We start from the raw sequence: 14,210 nt of genomic DNA, 5'->3' as shown, positions 1-14,210 counted from the left end.
CCCCGTGCTGCGCGTACGGGCAAGTTGGCTCACCGTACGGTCACGCCGCCCTGCCCGCGCGCCCGCGGGACCGCACCGTACGGCCGTAAGCCGATACCGAACGGCCGCAAGACCGTAAGCCCGCACCGTACGACCGTAAGACCGCGCCGTACGGCCGTATCCCGCCCGCCCGATCACCCGCCCGATCACCCGGCCGGTCGAGCGGTCCAGCGATCGAGGGTCCAGCGGTCCGGGCCGTCCTCAGCCGACGGCCTTCGCCGCCGCCCGTCCCGCCGTACGCCCCGAGAAGAGGCAGCCGCCGAGGAACGTGCCCTCCAGCGAGCGGTAGCCGTGCATGCCGCCGCCGCCGAACCCGGCGGCCTCGCCCGCCGCGTACACGCCGGGCAGCGGCTCGCCGCCCTCGGTCAGCACCCGCGAGGAGAGGTCGGTCTCCAGGCCGCCGAGGGTCTTGCGGGTCAGGATGCTCAGCCGCACGGCGATCAGCGGCCCGGCGTCCGGGTCGAGGAGGCGGTGCGGCGCGGCGGTGCGGATGAGCCGGTCGCCGAGGTAGCGGCGGGCCCCGCGCACCGCCGTGACCTGGAGGTCCTTGGTGAACGGGTTGGTCATCTCCCGGTCCCGGGCGACGATCTCGTCGCGCAGCTCCTCCTCGACGATGAGCGGCTCCTTGGTCAGCTCGTTCATGCCCCGCACCAGCGCGCCCAGGTCGCGCTCCACGACGAAGTCCGCGCCGTGGTCCATGAACGCCTGGACGGGCCCCGGCACGGCGGTGCGCACCCGGTCGAGGACGCCGCGCAGGCTCTTGCCGGTCAGGTCCGGGTTCTGCTCGGAGCCCGAGAGGGCGAACTCCTTGCCGATGATGCGCTGGTCGAGCACGAACCACGTGTAGTCGTAGCCGGTCTCCATGATGTGTTCGAGGGTGCCGAGCGTGTCGAAGCCCGGGAAGAGCGGCACCGGCAGCCGCCGGCCGATGGCGTCCAGCCACAGCGAGGAGGGGCCGGGCAGGATGCGGATGCCGTGCCGCGCCCAGATCGGGTGCCAGTTCTCGATGCCCTCGGTGTAGTGCCACATGCGGTCGGGGTTGATGACCCGGCCCCCGGCCCGCTCGGTGATGCCGAGCATCGCGCCGTCCACGTGCGCCGGCACCCCGCTGAGCATCCGGGTGGGCGGCGGGCCGAGCCGTTCGGGCCAGTTGGCCCGTACGAGGTCGTGGTTGCCGCCGATGCCGCCGGAGGTGACTAGCACGGCCTGGGCGCGCAGCTCGAAGGAGCCCGTGACCTCGCGGCTGCTGGCCGTGCCGCGCGCCGCCGTGCTCGGCTGGAGCACTTCGCCGCACACGGTGTCGACCGCGCCCGCGCTGCGGGTCAGGGTGGTGACGCGGTGCCGGAACCGCAGGTCGACCAGGCCGCGGGCGGCCGCGGCGCGCACCCGCCGCTCGAAGGGGGCGACGAGGCCGGGGCCGGTGCCCCAGGTGATGTGGAACCGCGGCACGGAGTTGCCGTGCCCGGTGGCGGCGTACCCGCCGCGCTCGGCCCAGCCGACGACGGGGAAGAAGCGGACGCCCCGCTCGTGCAGCCAGGCCCGCTTCTCGCCGGCCGCGAAGTCGACGTACGCCTCGGCCCAGCGGCGCGGCCAGTGGTCCTCCGGGCGGTCGAAGCCCGCCGCGCCCAGCCAGTCCTGCCAGGCCAGCTCGTGGCTGTCGCGGACCCGCAGCCGGCGCTGCTCGGGCGAGTCGACGAGGAAGAGGCCGCCGAAGGAGAAGTGCGCCTGGCCGCCGATGGATCGTTCGGGTTCCTGGTCGAGGAGGATGACCCGGCGGCCGGCCGCGGCGAGTTCGGCGGTGGCGGCGAGCCCGGCCAGGCCGGCCCCGATCACGATCACGTCTGCGTCGTAGGCCATGGTGCGTCCGTCCTGCTCGGCTGGTGCGCTGCGGTGCGGCTGGTCGCTTTGATCCTCGGATCGCGCGGCCCAATGCGTCAACTGTTCGGGTATCAGTACGTTCCGCCGCCGCGCGCCGCGCCCGGCCGGCGCGGCCGGGTGCGGGTGGCACACTGGGAATCCGGGTACTCGGCCGCCGCGCCGCCCCCGACGGCGGCTAAGGTCTTCTGCCAAGTCCTTCACACCCGGCCGGTCTTGAGGTACGCGACGTGACTGTCCTCGTCTTCATCTACGCCGTGGGAGCAGCGTGCTGCCTGGGCGTCGGCTTCGTCTTCCAGCAGAACGCGGCGCAGCGGGCCCCGATGAGCGACTTCCTCTCCCCACGGCTGCTCCTCGATCTGATCCGGATGCCGCGCTGGGTGGCGGGCATCGCGCTGATGATCGCGGGCATGGTGCTCGGCGCGCTGGCGCTGGCCTGGGGCGAGGTCTCGCTGGTGGAGCCGTTGCTGGCGACGAACCTGCTGTTCGCGATGGCCCTGTCGAGATGGCAGACGCGGCAGCCGCTGGGCTGGGCGGGCTGGGGCGGGCTCTGGCTGCTGGCGGGCGGCGTGACGGCGTTCATCGTGGCGGGCCAGCCGCGCGGCGGCGACACCGTCGCCTCCCCGCTGCGGCACTGGCTGATCATCGGCCTGATGCTGGGGTGCGCACTGCTGATGACGCTGGCCGCGAAGCGGGTGCGGATGAGCGCCGAGGCCGCGCTGCTGGCGGTGGCGGCGGGCCTGCTGTACGGGCTCCAGGACGCGCTGACCCGGGTCAGCAGCGAGCGGCTGTCGGACGGCGGCTGGCCGGCGCTGATCACCGGGTGGCAGCCGTACGGCGTCCTGGTCCTCGGCATCACCAGCCTCGTGCTGGTGCAGAGCGCCTTCGAGACGGCCCCGCTGCGGCTGTCCCTGCCCGCCCTCACCGCGGCACAGCCGCTGGCCGGCATCGTCTGCGGCGTCGGCTTCCTCGGCGACCGGCTGCGGATGACGGCGGGCGCGCTGGCCTGGGAGGCCGCCGGTATCGCGGCCATCGTCATCGGCATCGTGCTCATCGGCCGCCACCCGGCGATGCCGACGGGCACCTCGCAGGCCGGGCGCGTACGGGACCTCCAGCCCCGCTGACGCGCCGCTGGACGGGGCCGGCCCGCAGCCGGTCGGTGCCCGCTGGGGGCCGGGACCGCGCGGGGCCGCCACCGGGCGGTCGTACGGCCGAGTCGCCCGTACGAGCCGGGCCCACCGGCCGGAGGAGGCGGCCGGGCCGAGGCGGACGGAGCGAGACGGTCGGGCCGAGGCGGACGGGCCGAGACGGTCGGGCCCGCGAGCACGCCGACCCGGATGGCGGCCGGGCCGGATGGCGGCCAGGCCGGGGTGGGCGTACAGCCCGGAACGGGCGCGTACGCGCCGCGTACGCGCCCCGGCCCCCGCCCGGCGGAGCCGTCGTGGCGCTCCTCGGTGCGGATGATGTGATGGGCGCATGGCTGATACATCCGAGGAGCCGCTGTCGGCGGACGAGCTGCTGGACATCGTGGACGAGCGCGACGAGGTGGTGGGGCAGGCGCGGCGCGATGACGCGTACGCGCGGGGGCTGCGCCACCGGTGCGCGTTCATCCTCGTGCGGGACCGCGAGGGCCGGGTCTTCGTGCACCGGCGCACCGCGCGAAAGCTGGTCTTCCCCTCGCACTACGACATGTTCGTGGGCGGGGTCGTCGGGGCGGGCGAGAGCTACGACGAGGCGGCGCTGCGCGAGGCGGAGGAGGAGCTGGGCGTGCGCGGGCTGCCGGCGCCGCTGCCGCGGCTGAAGTTCCTCTACACCTCGCCCGAATCGGGCCATAGCTGGTGGTCGTGGGTCTACGAGGTGCGCTGGGACGGCCCCGTCGAGCCGCAGGCGTCGGAGATCGCCTGGCACGCCTTCCTCACCGAGGAGGAACTGGACGAGCGGCTCGCCGAGTGGGACTGGACGCCGGACGGCCTGGACGCGTACCGGCGGCTGCGGCTCCTCGACGGCAAGTAGGGTCAGAGCATGATCGATCGCCCCCGGCCCGGCTCCGGGGCCCTCGCGTCCGCAGCCGCGAACGTGCGGCTGTGGTTCGCCCCCCAGCGCATCCACGAGGAGGGCGAGACCCCCGACTACCGCTTCACGCTCGCCAACGAGCGCACCTTCCTGGCCTGGCTGCGCACCTCGCTGGCGCTGGTGGGCGGCGGGTTCGCGGTCGATCAGTTCCTGCCGCACATATCCCGGCCGCTGCGGCTCACGCTGGCGCTGGTGCTGCTGGTCGGCGGCGCGCTCTGCGCGGTGCGGGCGGTCAACCAGTGGGTGCGCTGCGAACGCGCCATGCGGCGCGGCGAGGACCTGCCGATCAGCCGGTTCCCGACCGTGCTGGCGCTGCTGCTGGCGGTCCTCTCGGCGGTGCTGGTGCTCGCGGTCGCCTTCGGCTGGGCGGGCTGATGACGGCCGGTGCGCGGGACGGGTACGAGCGGGACCCGGGGCTCCAGCCGGAACGGACCCGGATGGCGTGGCGGCGTACCACGCTGTCCTGCGCCGTGGCCGGGGTGCTCGCCGCCCGGCAGGCCCTGCGCGGCGGCCCGGACCCGCTCGCCGTGCTGGTCGTGGCACTGATCGCCCTCGTCTTCCTGGCCTTCCTCGGCGCCGCCAATCGCCGCATCCACGCCCTGGCCACGGCCCGCCCACCCGCCCTCTCCACGCGCGCCGCCCTGGCCACGGCCGCCTGCACGCTCGCGCTGGCGGCGCTGGGAGCGGGCCTGCTGCGATAGGGCCGTGACCGGCCATGTTCGCCCGGAAGGAGCCCCCCGCCGCGCCGCTGGGCGAGGCGCCGTGCGAAAGCCGCCCACGGACGGCGGGAGCCCCACGGCAGAGCCTGGGCCCCCTCGCCGGGCCCCCGGCCGCGCCGCTGGGCGAGACGCCCCCGGGGAAGCCGCCCGCAGGGCGGAGGCGGGCCCGGCCCACGGGCTCTCACCAGCGCGGCACCGCCGGTGTCGTCCAGGTGGGGTCCGCGAGCCGCATCGCGGCCGCGTCGTCGCGTTCGCGCAGGGTGCCGTCGTCGTCCAGCCAGCGGCGGTGGAGGGCGGCGAGGGCGGGGCGGTCGAGTTCGACGCCGAGGCCGGGGGCGTCGGGGACGGTCAGGCAGCCGTCCTCGAAGGCGTGGCGGCGGGTGATGACGTCCTCGGTCTGCCAGGGGTAGTGGGTGTCGCAGGCGTAGTCGAGGTTGGGCACGGTGGCGGCGACGTGCGTCATGGCGGCGAGGCTGATGCCCAGGTGGGTGTTGGAGTGCATGGACAGGCCGACGCCGAAGGTGCGGCAGATCGCGGCGAGTTCGCGGGTGTTGCGCAGCCCGCCCCAGTAGTGGTGGTCCGACAGGACGACCTGCACGGCGTCGCGGGCGAACGCCTCCCGTATCTCGGGGAAGGTCGTCACGCACATGTTGGTGGCGAGCGGCAGGCCGGTCCGGGCGCGGCCCGCCGCGACCTCGGCCATCCGGTCGGTGCCGCTCGCGGGGTCCTCCAGGTATTCGAGTACGTCGCGCAGTTCGCGGGCCACGCGCAGGGACGTTTCCACGGACCAGGCGCCGTTGGGGTCGAGGCGCAGGGGCTGTCCGGGGAAGGCCGCGGCGAGTGCCCGTACGGCGGCGATCTCCTCGTCCGGCGGGAAGACGCCACCCTTGAGCTTGAAGGAGCGGAAGCCGTAGGCGTCGGCGAAGCGCCGCGCCTGGTCGACGATCCCTGACGGGTCGAGGGCGGCGCCCCAGTCGTCCTCCGGCACCTCGGGCGCGGGCCGGGCGGGGTGGGCGGCCCAGCGGTAGAAGAGGTACGCGCTGTACTCGACGCGGTCGCGGACCTTGCCGCCGAGGAGCGTGTGCACGGGCAGGCCGAGGGTCTTGCCGAGCGCGTCGAGGCAGGCCACCTCGAACGCGGAGACCACGGAGAGGCGGAGCTTGGCGGCGTTGCGCACGCCCCGCAGTCCCCCGGCGGCGACGTCGGCGGCGGCCGGGCCGGGGCCCGCCTCCCCCGCCTCCCCCGACTCCCCCCGCTCCCCCGCCGCCGCGCACTCCGCCGCCTCGGCCAGCGAGAACAGTCGGTTCACATCCGTGACCGGGAGACCCATAACAGAGTCGGCGAGCGGGCGGGCGAGCGCGAGGTATTCGCCGTCGCCGTACGTCTCCCCCACCCCCGTCACGCCGCCGCGCGTGACGACTTCGACGATGAGCCGCGGGGTGTACGGCTGGTGGACGCCCTGGGTGTTGAGCAAGGGCGGGTCGGCTATCAGGATCGGGGTGAGGTGAACCTCTGCGATCGCCAGCGACGTATCCATACATGAACCCTATTCAGAAATGAGTTCAGTGCGCTAGATCTCTTCACGAGGTCACTGGACGACATACCGACTGGTCGGCATCATGTTCCGCGTACGCACCGCGACCCACCTGTTCCACTCGCCTACGCCCGACACCGAGGAGCACGCGATGAGCAAGGGCAATCCGCCGGGGCTCGACCTGGAGCGGCTGAGCGCGCACCTGGACCGCGAGCGCCCCGGCCTCGCGACGGCGCCGCTGACCGCCGAGCTGATCGAGGGGGGCCGGTCCAACCTCACCTACGCGGTCACCGACGGCGCCTCCCGCTGGGTGGTGCGCCGCCCCCCGCTCGGCCACGTGCTCGCCACCGCCCACGACATGGCGCGCGAGTACCGGGTGATCAGCGCGTTGCGCGACACCGCCGTGCCGGTTCCCGAGACGCTGCTGCTGTGCGAGGACGAGTCCGTCATCGGAGCGCCCTTCTACGTCATGGAGTTCGTGGCGGGCACCCCGTACCGCACCGCCGGACAGCTCGCGGAGATCGGCCCCCGGCGCACCCGCGACGTGGTCCTCGGCCTCGCCGACACGCTCGTACGGCTGCACGCCGTCGACCCGGCCGCCGTCGGGCTGGCGGACTTCGGACGGCCCGAGGGCTTCCTGGAGCGTCAGCTCCGGCGCTGGGGCAAGCAGTTGGAGGCGTCCCGCGACCGTGACCTGCCCGGCATCGACGAGCTGCACCGGACGCTCGCCGCGAAGCTGCCGGACTCCCCGGAACCCACCGTCGTACACGGCGACTACCGCCTCGACAACGTCCTGATCGGCGCGGACGACCGGATCACCGCGATCCTGGACTGGGAGATGTCCACCCTCGGCGACCCGCTCACCGACCTCGGGCTGCTGATGATGTACAGCGAGCAGGAGGCGGTGGAGGGCTCGCCCGTGGCCACCACGCGCGGCGCCCCCGGCCACCCCGAGCCCGCCGAGATCGTGGAGCGCTACGCCGCCGGCTCCGGCCGCGACGTGAGCGCGCTGCCCTGGTACACGGCCTTCGCCTACTTCAAGCTCGCCGTGATCCTCGAAGGCATCCACTACCGCTACACGCTCGGCCAGACCCTCGGCTCCGGCTTCGAGCGCATCGGCGACCTGGTCCCCGTCTTCATCGGCAACGGACTCACCACCCTTCAGGAGGGCTAGCACACCATGGACTTCGCATTCGACGCCCGTACCGAGGAGCTGCGGGGACGGCTCCTCGCGTTCATGGACGAGCGCGTCCTCCCCGCCGAGCCGGTCGCGGCCGCGCAGCGGGCGGAGACGGCCTCCCCGTGGGACTCCCCGGCGATCGTCGAGGAGCTCAAGGCGGAGGCGCGCGAGCGGGGCCTGTGGAACCTGTTCCTGCCGGACGAGAAGTACGGGGCCGGGCTCACCAACCTCCAGTACGCGCCGCTCGCCGAGATCACCGGCCGCAGCCCGCAGCTCGCGCCCACCGCGCTCAACTGCGCCGCCCCCGACACCGGGAACATGGAGGTGCTCGCCCAGTTCGGCTCCGCCGAGCAGCGGCGGCGGTGGCTGGAGCCGCTGCTCGCCGGGGAGATCCGGTCCGCGTTCGCGATGACCGAGCCCGAGGTCGCCTCGTCCGACGCCACCAACATCGAGACGCGGATCGAACGCGACGGCGGCGACTACGTCATCACCGGCCGCAAGTGGTACATCTCCGGGGCCATGAACCCCGACTGCCGGATCTTCATCGTCATGGGCAAGACCGACCCGGACGGCCCGGACCCGCACCGCCAGCAGTCCATGGTCCTGGTCCCCCGCGACACCCCGGGCGTCGAGGTCCGCCGGGCGATGCGGGTGTACGGCTACGAGGACCACGCGCACGGCGGCCACGCCGAGGTCGTCTTCCACGGCGCGCGGGTGCCGGCGAGCCATCTGATCGGCGAGGAGGGCGGCGGCTTCGCCATCGCCCAGGCCCGCCTCGGCCCCGGCCGCATCCACCACTGCATGCGGCTGATCGGGATGGCGGAGCGGGCCATCGAGCTGATGTGCCGGCGCGCCGTGGACCGTACGGCGTTCGGCAAGCCGCTGGCCCGGCAGGGCGTCGTCCAGGAGTGGATCGCGGACGCGCGGGTGGCGGTGGAGCAGTTGCGGCTGCTGGTGCTCAAGACGGCGTGGCTGATGGACACCGTCGGCAACCGCGGCGCGCACACCGAGATCCAGGCCATCAAGATCGCGACGCCGCGCACGGTCGTGGACATCCTCGACCGCGCGGTGCAGTTGTACGGGGCCGGCGGGGTCAGCCAGGACTTCCCGCTCGCGGAGCTGTGGGCGAGCGCGCGCACCCTGCGGCTCGCGGACGGCCCGGACGAGGTGCACCAGCGCTCGCTCGCACGCCGGGAGCTCAAGCGCCACCAGTGAGCGCGCGGCACGTACGAGGGAGTGGCCCGGACAGCCCGGCCACCCCCTCACCCGTACGTCCCGCTACACCCGCAGCGACCTCAGCAGCAGGTCGGCGAGGTGGTCGGCCACCTCGCGCGGGGTGAGCGGGCCCTGCGGGCGGTACCAGGCGCCAAGGTGGTGGATGGACCCGAAGTGGTAGTCGACCACCAGGTCGGCCGGGGTCTCCCGGCTGAAGACGCCCGCCTCCTGGCCCTCCTCGATCAGGGCCCGGAACCGCTCGTGGTACCGCCGCCGCTCGGCCCGCACCTGCTTGTGCTTCTCGGGGCTGAGCTGGTGCATGGAACGGAAGAAGATCGTGGCGTCGTCGAGGTTGTCGATGGTGGTGACGACGACGTCCGCGGCGGCCTCGCGCAGCCGCCGCTCCACGGGCTCGGCGGAGCCGGCGATGGCGTCCAGCCGCTCCTGCTGGAGGCGGAGCAGCCGCGCGTACACCTCGTGCAGCAGATCGTCCTTCGAGCCGAAGTAGTGGTAGAGCGCGCCCTTGGTCACGCCCGCCGCCTCGACGATCTCCTGCACCGAGGTGCGGTCGTAGCCCTGGTCGGCGAAGAGCCGGGTGGCGGCGGCCAGCAGCCGCTGCGGTACGGGCTTCGCGTCGCCCTCCGTCGCCTTGGCCATCGCCATCGCCCGCCTTTCCCTGTCCTGTGCCGCTCTGTGCCGTGCTGCTCTGTGCTGTGTTGCTCTGTGCTGTGTTGCTGTGTGCTGCTGTGCTGCTCTGTGCCCGCGCCGCTGTCGTTACGCGCGGGCGCGCAGTTCCCGCCGCAGGATCTTCCCACTCATGGTCTTGGGCAGCTCCGGCAGGATCTCCACTTCGCGCGGGTATTTGAACGCGGCGAGCCGTTCCTTGCAGTACGCGACGAGGTCGGCGCCCTCGGCGGGGGCGCCGGGCCGCAGGCTCACGTACGCCTTCACCGTCTCGCCCCGGTAGCTGTCGGGCACCCCGACGACGGCCGCCTCGCGCACGGCCGGGTGGGTGTAGAGGACGTCCTCGACCTCCCGCGGCCAGACCTTGAAACCGGACGCGTTGATCATGTCCTTCTTGCGGTCGACGACATAGAGCCAGCCGGTCGGGTCCATGAAGCCGATGTCCCCGGTCCGCAGCTCACCGCCGGGGAACGCCGCCTCGGTCTCCTCGGGGCGCCGCCAGTAGCCGGGTACGACCTGGGGGCCGCGCACCGCGATCTCGCCGTGCTCGCCGAAGGGCACGTCGCAACCCTTCTCGTCGATGATCCGCACCACGGTGTCGGGTCCGGGCACGCCGACCGCGAGGGTGCCCGAGGCCGGGTCGACGGGCGCCTCCAGGCCGGGCGGGACGCTGGCGCAGGGGGCGGTGCACTCGGTGAGCCCGTAGCCGTTGTGCAGGTAGCAGCCGCTGGCGGCGCGGAACCGCTCGGTGAGCGCGGGCGGCAGGGGCGCGCCGCCGGAGGAGATCGACTGGAAGGAGGCGAAGTGGTCCCGCGTGACCTGGGGCTGGGCCAGCAGCGCCATGAACGCGGTGGAGGGGCCGACGGTGAAGGCGGGGCGGTGTTCGAGGAACGCGTCGAGGACGACGCCGGGCTCGAAGCGGTAGGCGAGGGCGAGCGTCCCGGCGTTCGTCAGGCAGACCGAGAGTTCGTTGACCATGCCGGTGATGTGGAAGAGCGGCGCGAGGACGAAGTAGACGGAGCCTTCGGGGATGCCTCCGCCGGTGCGCTGCCGCTCGGCGTTGAACATGATGTTGCCGTGGGTGTTCATGGCGCCCTTGGGTGCGCCGCTGGTCCCCGAGGTGTAGCTGATGAGCGCGGTGTGCTCGGCGGTGAGGCCGGGGTCGGCGGGGCGGTGCGCGCCGGAGCGGGCCACGGCGTACAGGTCGTCGGCGTCGCGCGCGGGGGCGGCGCGCCCGCCGCGCAGCACCCGCGCGTCGTCGCGGCTCTGGAAGTCGAAGGGGGAGGCGGTGAGGGCGATGCGGACCGGGGAGTCGGCGGCCGCGGCCCGCAGATACTCCGCCCAGGCGTGGTCGGCGCAGATCAGCGCGATCACCTCGGCGTCGCGCAGGATGTGGCCGACCTCGCCCGCCTTGTACATGGGGTTGACGGGGACGGCGACGCCGCCCGCCTTCCAGACGCCGAGGAGCGCGATCACGAAGTGCGGGGTGTTCTGGAGCATGAGCACGGCGCGGTCGCCGCGCCGGAAGCCGCGCTCCACGAGGTGGGCCGCCACGGCGTCGGAGAGCCAGTCGGTCTCCGCGTAGCTCAGTCGGCCGTCGAAGTAGACGAGCGCGGCGCGGTCGGGGAAGCGGCGGACCGCGGCCTCGAAGGCGTGCAGGACGCTGGGGGGCGGGGAGATGGGGGCGCGCTGTTCGGCGTTGAGGTGGGCGAGCCAGGGCTTGTCCTGATATGTGGTCATGGGTGGGGCCCTTCTGCGCGTGCGGCTACTGGCCGCTCTCGGCTGCGGTTCGCGTCGTCACACCTGAGGGGCCGTCTTGGCGGCCCTGGTCGTCGCCGGGTCCGTCCCGGTCGCCTCCGCCGCCCCGGCCGCCTGGTCCGCCCCGGTCGCGCTCTCGGTCTCGGTCGCGCTCTCGGCCTCGGCCGCCGCGGTGTGCTCCAGCTTCCGCTGGAGGCGGTTCATGCCGTTCAGCCACCGGTCGGGGTCCGCGGCCCGCACCGTGCAGTAGTCGGCGACCTCGGGGTGCGGCAGGACCAGGAACCGGCCGGCGGCCATGGCCGCGAAGAGCGCGTCCGCGACCTGGGCGGGCTCGATGGCGGTGGGCCGCAGGACCAGGTCCCCGGCGGCCCCGGTCACGTCGAGCATGTCCGTACGCACGCCCTGCGGGCAGATGGCGTGGACGTCGACGCCGCGGTGCCGGTAGGTGGCGGAGAGCCATTCGGCGAAGGCGAGGGCCGCGTGCTTGGAGACGCTGTACGGGGCCGAGCCGAGCATGGTGAGCAGCCCGGCGGCGGAGACGGTGGAGACGAACCGGCCGCTGCCGCGCTCCAGCCACTCCGGCAGCAGCTCGCGTGCGGCCCGTACGTGCGCCATCACGTTGATGTCCCAGGCGCCGGCCCAGATCTCCTCGGCGGCCTCCGGGCCGCCGGCGGGCGCGACCCCGGCGTTGGCGCAGAAGACGTCGACGCGCCCGCCGAGCGCCTCGCGCGCCGCGCCGACGACGCCGGAGGCGTCACCGGGCAGGGGCGTGGCGCCGATCTCCTCGGCGACGGCGGCGGCCTTGGCGGCGTCGAGGTCGTTGACCACGACGCGCGCGCCCTCGGCGGCGAATCGGCGGGCCAGGGCCGCGCCGATGCCGCCGCCCGCTCCGGTCACCACTACTGCCGCGTCCCGCACGCTCTCCACGTTCGCGTCTCCCTCGGCTCGACTGTGCGGGCAGACTAACCAGTCGGTATGTTGCAGCGGAAGGGGGCGGCACGGGCCGTCGCGATCGTTCCGCCACGGGGCCGGGGGCGTTAGCGTGCCTGGCATGGACCTGTCGAGGAGAACCCTGCTCGCCGCCGCCGGGACCGCCGGCGCGGTCGCCGCCACCGCGCCCGGAGCCCGCGCCCAGGCCCGTACGCCCGGCCGGGGCGGCCATGGCCGGGGCGGGCCCCGGGTGCGTACGGGCTTCGACCGGCTGGCCGCCGACGGCTACGCCCGGCTGGCCGGCCGCCGCGTCGGCGTCGTCACCAACCCGACCGGCGTCACCCAAGACGTCCGGCACATCGTGGACGTCATGCACGACGACCCCCGCGTGCGCGTCGTCGCCGTCTTCGGCCCCGAGCACGGCTTCCGCGGTACCGCCCAGGCGGGCGGCTCGGAGGGCACCTCGAAGGACCCGGCGACCGGGCTGCCCGTCCATGACACGTACGGCAAGAGCGGCAAGGCGCTCGCGGACATCTTCGCCGCGTCGGGCGTGGACACCGTCGTCTTCGACATCCAGGACGTGGGCGCCCGGTTCTACACGTACATCTGGACGCTGTACGACTGCATGGTCGCCGCGGCCCTCGCGGGCAAGCGGTTCCTGGTCCTGGACCGGCCCAACCCGCTGTCCGGGCGCGCGGCGTCGGGTCCCGTGCTGGAGCGGCCCCAGGCGTCGGGGATCGGGCGGGAGCCGGTCGCGCAGGCGCACGGGATGACGGTGGCGGAGCTGGCGCTGCTGTTCAACGGCGAGTTCGTGGCGCGGGCGGCGGGCCGCCGGGTCGATCTGGAGACGGTCCGGATGACGGGGTGGCGGCGCGGGGACCTCTTCGACGCGACGGGGCTCCCATGGGTGCCGCCGAGCCCCAACATGCCGACGCCGCGAACGGCCCTCGCGTACGCGGGCACTTGCCTGTTCGAGGGCACCAACCTCTCCGAGGGGCGGGGCACGACGCGCCCGTTCGAGCTGCTGGGCGCGGAGGGGATCGACCGGCGGTGGGCGGAGCGGGTGAACGCGCTGGGCCTGCCGGGCGTGCGGTTCCGGGAGGCGTATTTCGTGCCGGTGTTCTCCAAGTTCGAGGGGAGGACGGCGGGCGGCGTCCAGCTCCACGTCCACGACCCCCGCGCCTTCGACCCGGTCCGTACCGGCATCGCCCTGCTCGTCACCGCCAAACAGGTCTGGCGCGGCTTCGCCTGGCGCTCCGACCACTGGATCGACAAGCTCACGGGGACGCCGCTCGTCCGCACGATGATCGACGCGGGGGCGTCGGCGGACGAGGTGGTGGCGGGCTGGCAGGACGGGCTGGCGGCGTTCCGCCGGACGCGGGAGCGGTATCTGCGCTACCGGTGAGGGGCGATCGCGGGTCTCCGCTGAACTGGGGTCGCCGGGAAGGCAGTTGAGGCGTACGGCCGCGCGGCCATGGTCCGTACGACAGCCGTACCGCGAGGGCGGCCGGGCCTCCGCGGCTCCGAAGGCCCGGACCTCAGTGCCGCCGGGGGGCCGGGCTGAGGATGAGCGGCAGGTACACCTCGTCGACGATGTCCGTGATGGTCTCTTCCTCCAGGGGCGAGCCGAAGAGCAGGAACTCGTTGCGCAGGAGGTCGGTGGCGACGGTGACCCGGCGGGTGTCCAGGACCCAGGGCTCGACCTCGCCGCTCTCGACGGCCCGTTCCAGGACGGTTCTGATCACGGCGGGGCCGGCGGGGTGCACCCGTTCCCGGATGAGCTGGGCGAACGCGGGCTCGCGGGCCGCCTCGGCGATCAGCCCGCGCATGACGCCGCCGAACGGCGTGCACATCTTGGCGGCCATCTGCCGCAGCACGGCGATCACGTCCGTGCGCAGCGCGCCGGTGTCGGGGACGGACATCTCGGAGATGCCGAACTTCTCCACCGCGTCCATGACCAGCTCGGGGCGGCCGGGCCAGCGGCGGTAGAGGGCGGCCTTGCTGGTACGGGCGCGGGCGGCCACGCGCTCCATCGTCACGCGGGCGTAGCCGACCTCGACGAGCTCCTCCATCGTCGCCGTCAAAATGGCGTGTTCTAGCTCCTCACCGCGGCGGCGGGGGCCTTTGCGGTGGTCAGGGGCCATTTCGGCGGCCGGATCGGCGTCGGGTGACAGCGTCATTCCACAGAGTTTACTCAGGGGTC

At 73.8% G+C, this 14,210-nt stretch carries 13 protein-coding genes; 7 read left to right on the top strand and 6 right to left on the bottom strand.

All coding sequences use genetic code 11. The features are described 5' to 3' along the window. Nucleotides 1–240: 240 nt before the first annotated feature. Complete coding sequence (locus tag IF55_RS00175) at nt 241–1,896, bottom strand: FAD-binding dehydrogenase (protein WP_030891064.1); 1,656 nt, start codon at nt 1,894–1,896, stop codon at nt 241–243. Nucleotides 1,897–2,144: 248 nt separating this feature from the next. Between IF55_RS00175 and IF55_RS00170 the strand changes: the two genes are divergently transcribed. From IF55_RS00170 to IF55_RS00155, 4 genes are all read left to right on the top strand, one after another. Further along, nucleotides 2,145–3,038: a DMT family transporter gene (locus IF55_RS00170; protein WP_030891066.1), complete on the top strand. Its 894-nt coding sequence runs from the start codon at nt 2,145–2,147 to the stop codon at nt 3,036–3,038. A gap of 352 nt (nt 3,039–3,390) precedes the next feature. Then, nucleotides 3,391–3,927, top strand: a complete 537-nt coding sequence (locus IF55_RS00165; protein ID WP_030891068.1) for an NUDIX domain-containing protein — start codon at nt 3,391–3,393, stop codon at nt 3,925–3,927. A 9-nt stretch (nt 3,928–3,936) separates the two neighbouring features. Next, nucleotides 3,937–4,362, top strand: a complete 426-nt coding sequence (locus IF55_RS00160; protein WP_030891070.1) for a YidH family protein — start codon at nt 3,937–3,939, stop codon at nt 4,360–4,362. Then, the gene (locus IF55_RS00155; RefSeq protein WP_030891072.1) at nt 4,362–4,688 is read left to right on the top strand and encodes a DUF202 domain-containing protein; all 327 of its coding nucleotides are present in this window, start codon (nt 4,362–4,364) and stop codon (nt 4,686–4,688) included. Before IF55_RS00160 ends, IF55_RS00155 begins: the two co-directional genes overlap by 1 nt. A 199-nt stretch (nt 4,689–4,887) precedes the next feature. Here IF55_RS00155 and IF55_RS00150 read toward each other — a convergent pair whose 3' ends face one another. Continuing rightward, nucleotides 4,888–6,243: a glucarate dehydratase family protein gene (locus tag IF55_RS00150; protein WP_030891075.1), complete on the bottom strand. Its 1,356-nt coding sequence runs from the start codon at nt 6,241–6,243 to the stop codon at nt 4,888–4,890. Nucleotides 6,244–6,391: 148 nt separating this feature from the next. On the opposite strand from IF55_RS00150, the gene IF55_RS00145 reads away from it, so the two are divergent. After that, the gene (locus IF55_RS00145; protein WP_030891078.1) at nt 6,392–7,414 is read left to right on the top strand and encodes a phosphotransferase family protein; all 1,023 of its coding nucleotides are present in this window, start codon (nt 6,392–6,394) and stop codon (nt 7,412–7,414) included. Between the two features lie 6 nt (nt 7,415–7,420). Next, a complete protein-coding gene (locus IF55_RS00140; protein WP_030891081.1) occupies nt 7,421–8,635 on the top strand; it encodes an acyl-CoA dehydrogenase family protein in 1,215 nt (404 codons plus the stop codon). A 63-nt stretch (nt 8,636–8,698) separates the two neighbouring features. On the opposite strand, the gene IF55_RS00135 is transcribed toward IF55_RS00140, so the two are convergent. From IF55_RS00135 to IF55_RS00125, 3 genes are all read right to left on the bottom strand, one after another. After that, complete coding sequence (locus IF55_RS00135) at nt 8,699–9,292, bottom strand: TetR/AcrR family transcriptional regulator (RefSeq protein ID WP_030891084.1); 594 nt, start codon at nt 9,290–9,292, stop codon at nt 8,699–8,701. A gap of 117 nt (nt 9,293–9,409) precedes the next feature. Continuing rightward, on the bottom strand, nt 9,410–11,059 hold the full coding sequence (locus IF55_RS00130) for an AMP-binding protein (protein WP_030891085.1): 1,650 nt from the start codon (nt 11,057–11,059) through the stop codon (nt 9,410–9,412). Nucleotides 11,060–11,116: 57 nt separating this feature from the next. After that, a complete protein-coding gene (locus IF55_RS00125) occupies nt 11,117–12,004 on the bottom strand; it encodes an SDR family oxidoreductase (RefSeq protein WP_211269922.1) in 888 nt (295 codons plus the stop codon). Between the two features lie 124 nt (nt 12,005–12,128). On the opposite strand from IF55_RS00125, the gene IF55_RS00120 reads away from it, so the two are divergent. Then, on the top strand, nt 12,129–13,412 hold the full coding sequence (locus tag IF55_RS00120; protein WP_030891087.1) for an exo-beta-N-acetylmuramidase NamZ family protein: 1,284 nt from the start codon (nt 12,129–12,131) through the stop codon (nt 13,410–13,412). 133 nt (nt 13,413–13,545) lie between these two features. On the opposite strand, the gene IF55_RS00115 is transcribed toward IF55_RS00120, so the two are convergent. Then, nucleotides 13,546–14,187 (bottom strand): TetR/AcrR family transcriptional regulator, encoded by a 642-nt coding sequence (locus tag IF55_RS00115; RefSeq protein WP_030891088.1) that lies wholly within the window; start codon nt 14,185–14,187, stop codon nt 13,546–13,548. Nucleotides 14,188–14,210: the final 23 nt, after the last annotated feature.

The sequence above is a fragment of the Streptomyces varsoviensis genome (assembly GCF_000718635.1).
In the GTDB taxonomy this organism is placed as follows: domain Bacteria; phylum Actinomycetota; class Actinomycetes; order Streptomycetales; family Streptomycetaceae; genus Streptomyces; species Streptomyces varsoviensis.
Note: the sequence above shows the minus strand (reverse complement) of the source record. Positions and strands in the feature narration are given on the sequence as shown.

Coding starts and splice junctions, on each gene's coding strand:
- IF55_RS00150 (WP_030891075.1), bottom strand. CDS start 6,243: ATGGATACGTCGCTGGCGATCGCAGAGGTTCACCTCACCCCGATCCTG.
- IF55_RS00115 (WP_030891088.1), bottom strand. CDS start 14,187: ATGACGCTGTCACCCGACGCCGATCCGGCCGCCGAAATGGCCCCTGAC.
- IF55_RS00160 (WP_030891070.1), top strand. CDS start 3,937: ATGATCGATCGCCCCCGGCCCGGCTCCGGGGCCCTCGCGTCCGCAGCC.
- IF55_RS00145 (WP_030891078.1), top strand. CDS start 6,392: ATGAGCAAGGGCAATCCGCCGGGGCTCGACCTGGAGCGGCTGAGCGCG.
- IF55_RS00155 (WP_030891072.1), top strand. CDS start 4,362: ATGACGGCCGGTGCGCGGGACGGGTACGAGCGGGACCCGGGGCTCCAG.
- IF55_RS00165 (WP_030891068.1), top strand. CDS start 3,391: ATGGCTGATACATCCGAGGAGCCGCTGTCGGCGGACGAGCTGCTGGAC.
- IF55_RS00135 (WP_030891084.1), bottom strand. CDS start 9,292: ATGGCCAAGGCGACGGAGGGCGACGCGAAGCCCGTACCGCAGCGGCTG.
- IF55_RS00130 (WP_030891085.1), bottom strand. CDS start 11,059: ATGACCACATATCAGGACAAGCCCTGGCTCGCCCACCTCAACGCCGAA.
- IF55_RS00120 (WP_030891087.1), top strand. CDS start 12,129: ATGGACCTGTCGAGGAGAACCCTGCTCGCCGCCGCCGGGACCGCCGGC.
- IF55_RS00140 (WP_030891081.1), top strand. CDS start 7,421: ATGGACTTCGCATTCGACGCCCGTACCGAGGAGCTGCGGGGACGGCTC.
- IF55_RS00175 (WP_030891064.1), bottom strand. CDS start 1,896: ATGGCCTACGACGCAGACGTGATCGTGATCGGGGCCGGCCTGGCCGGG.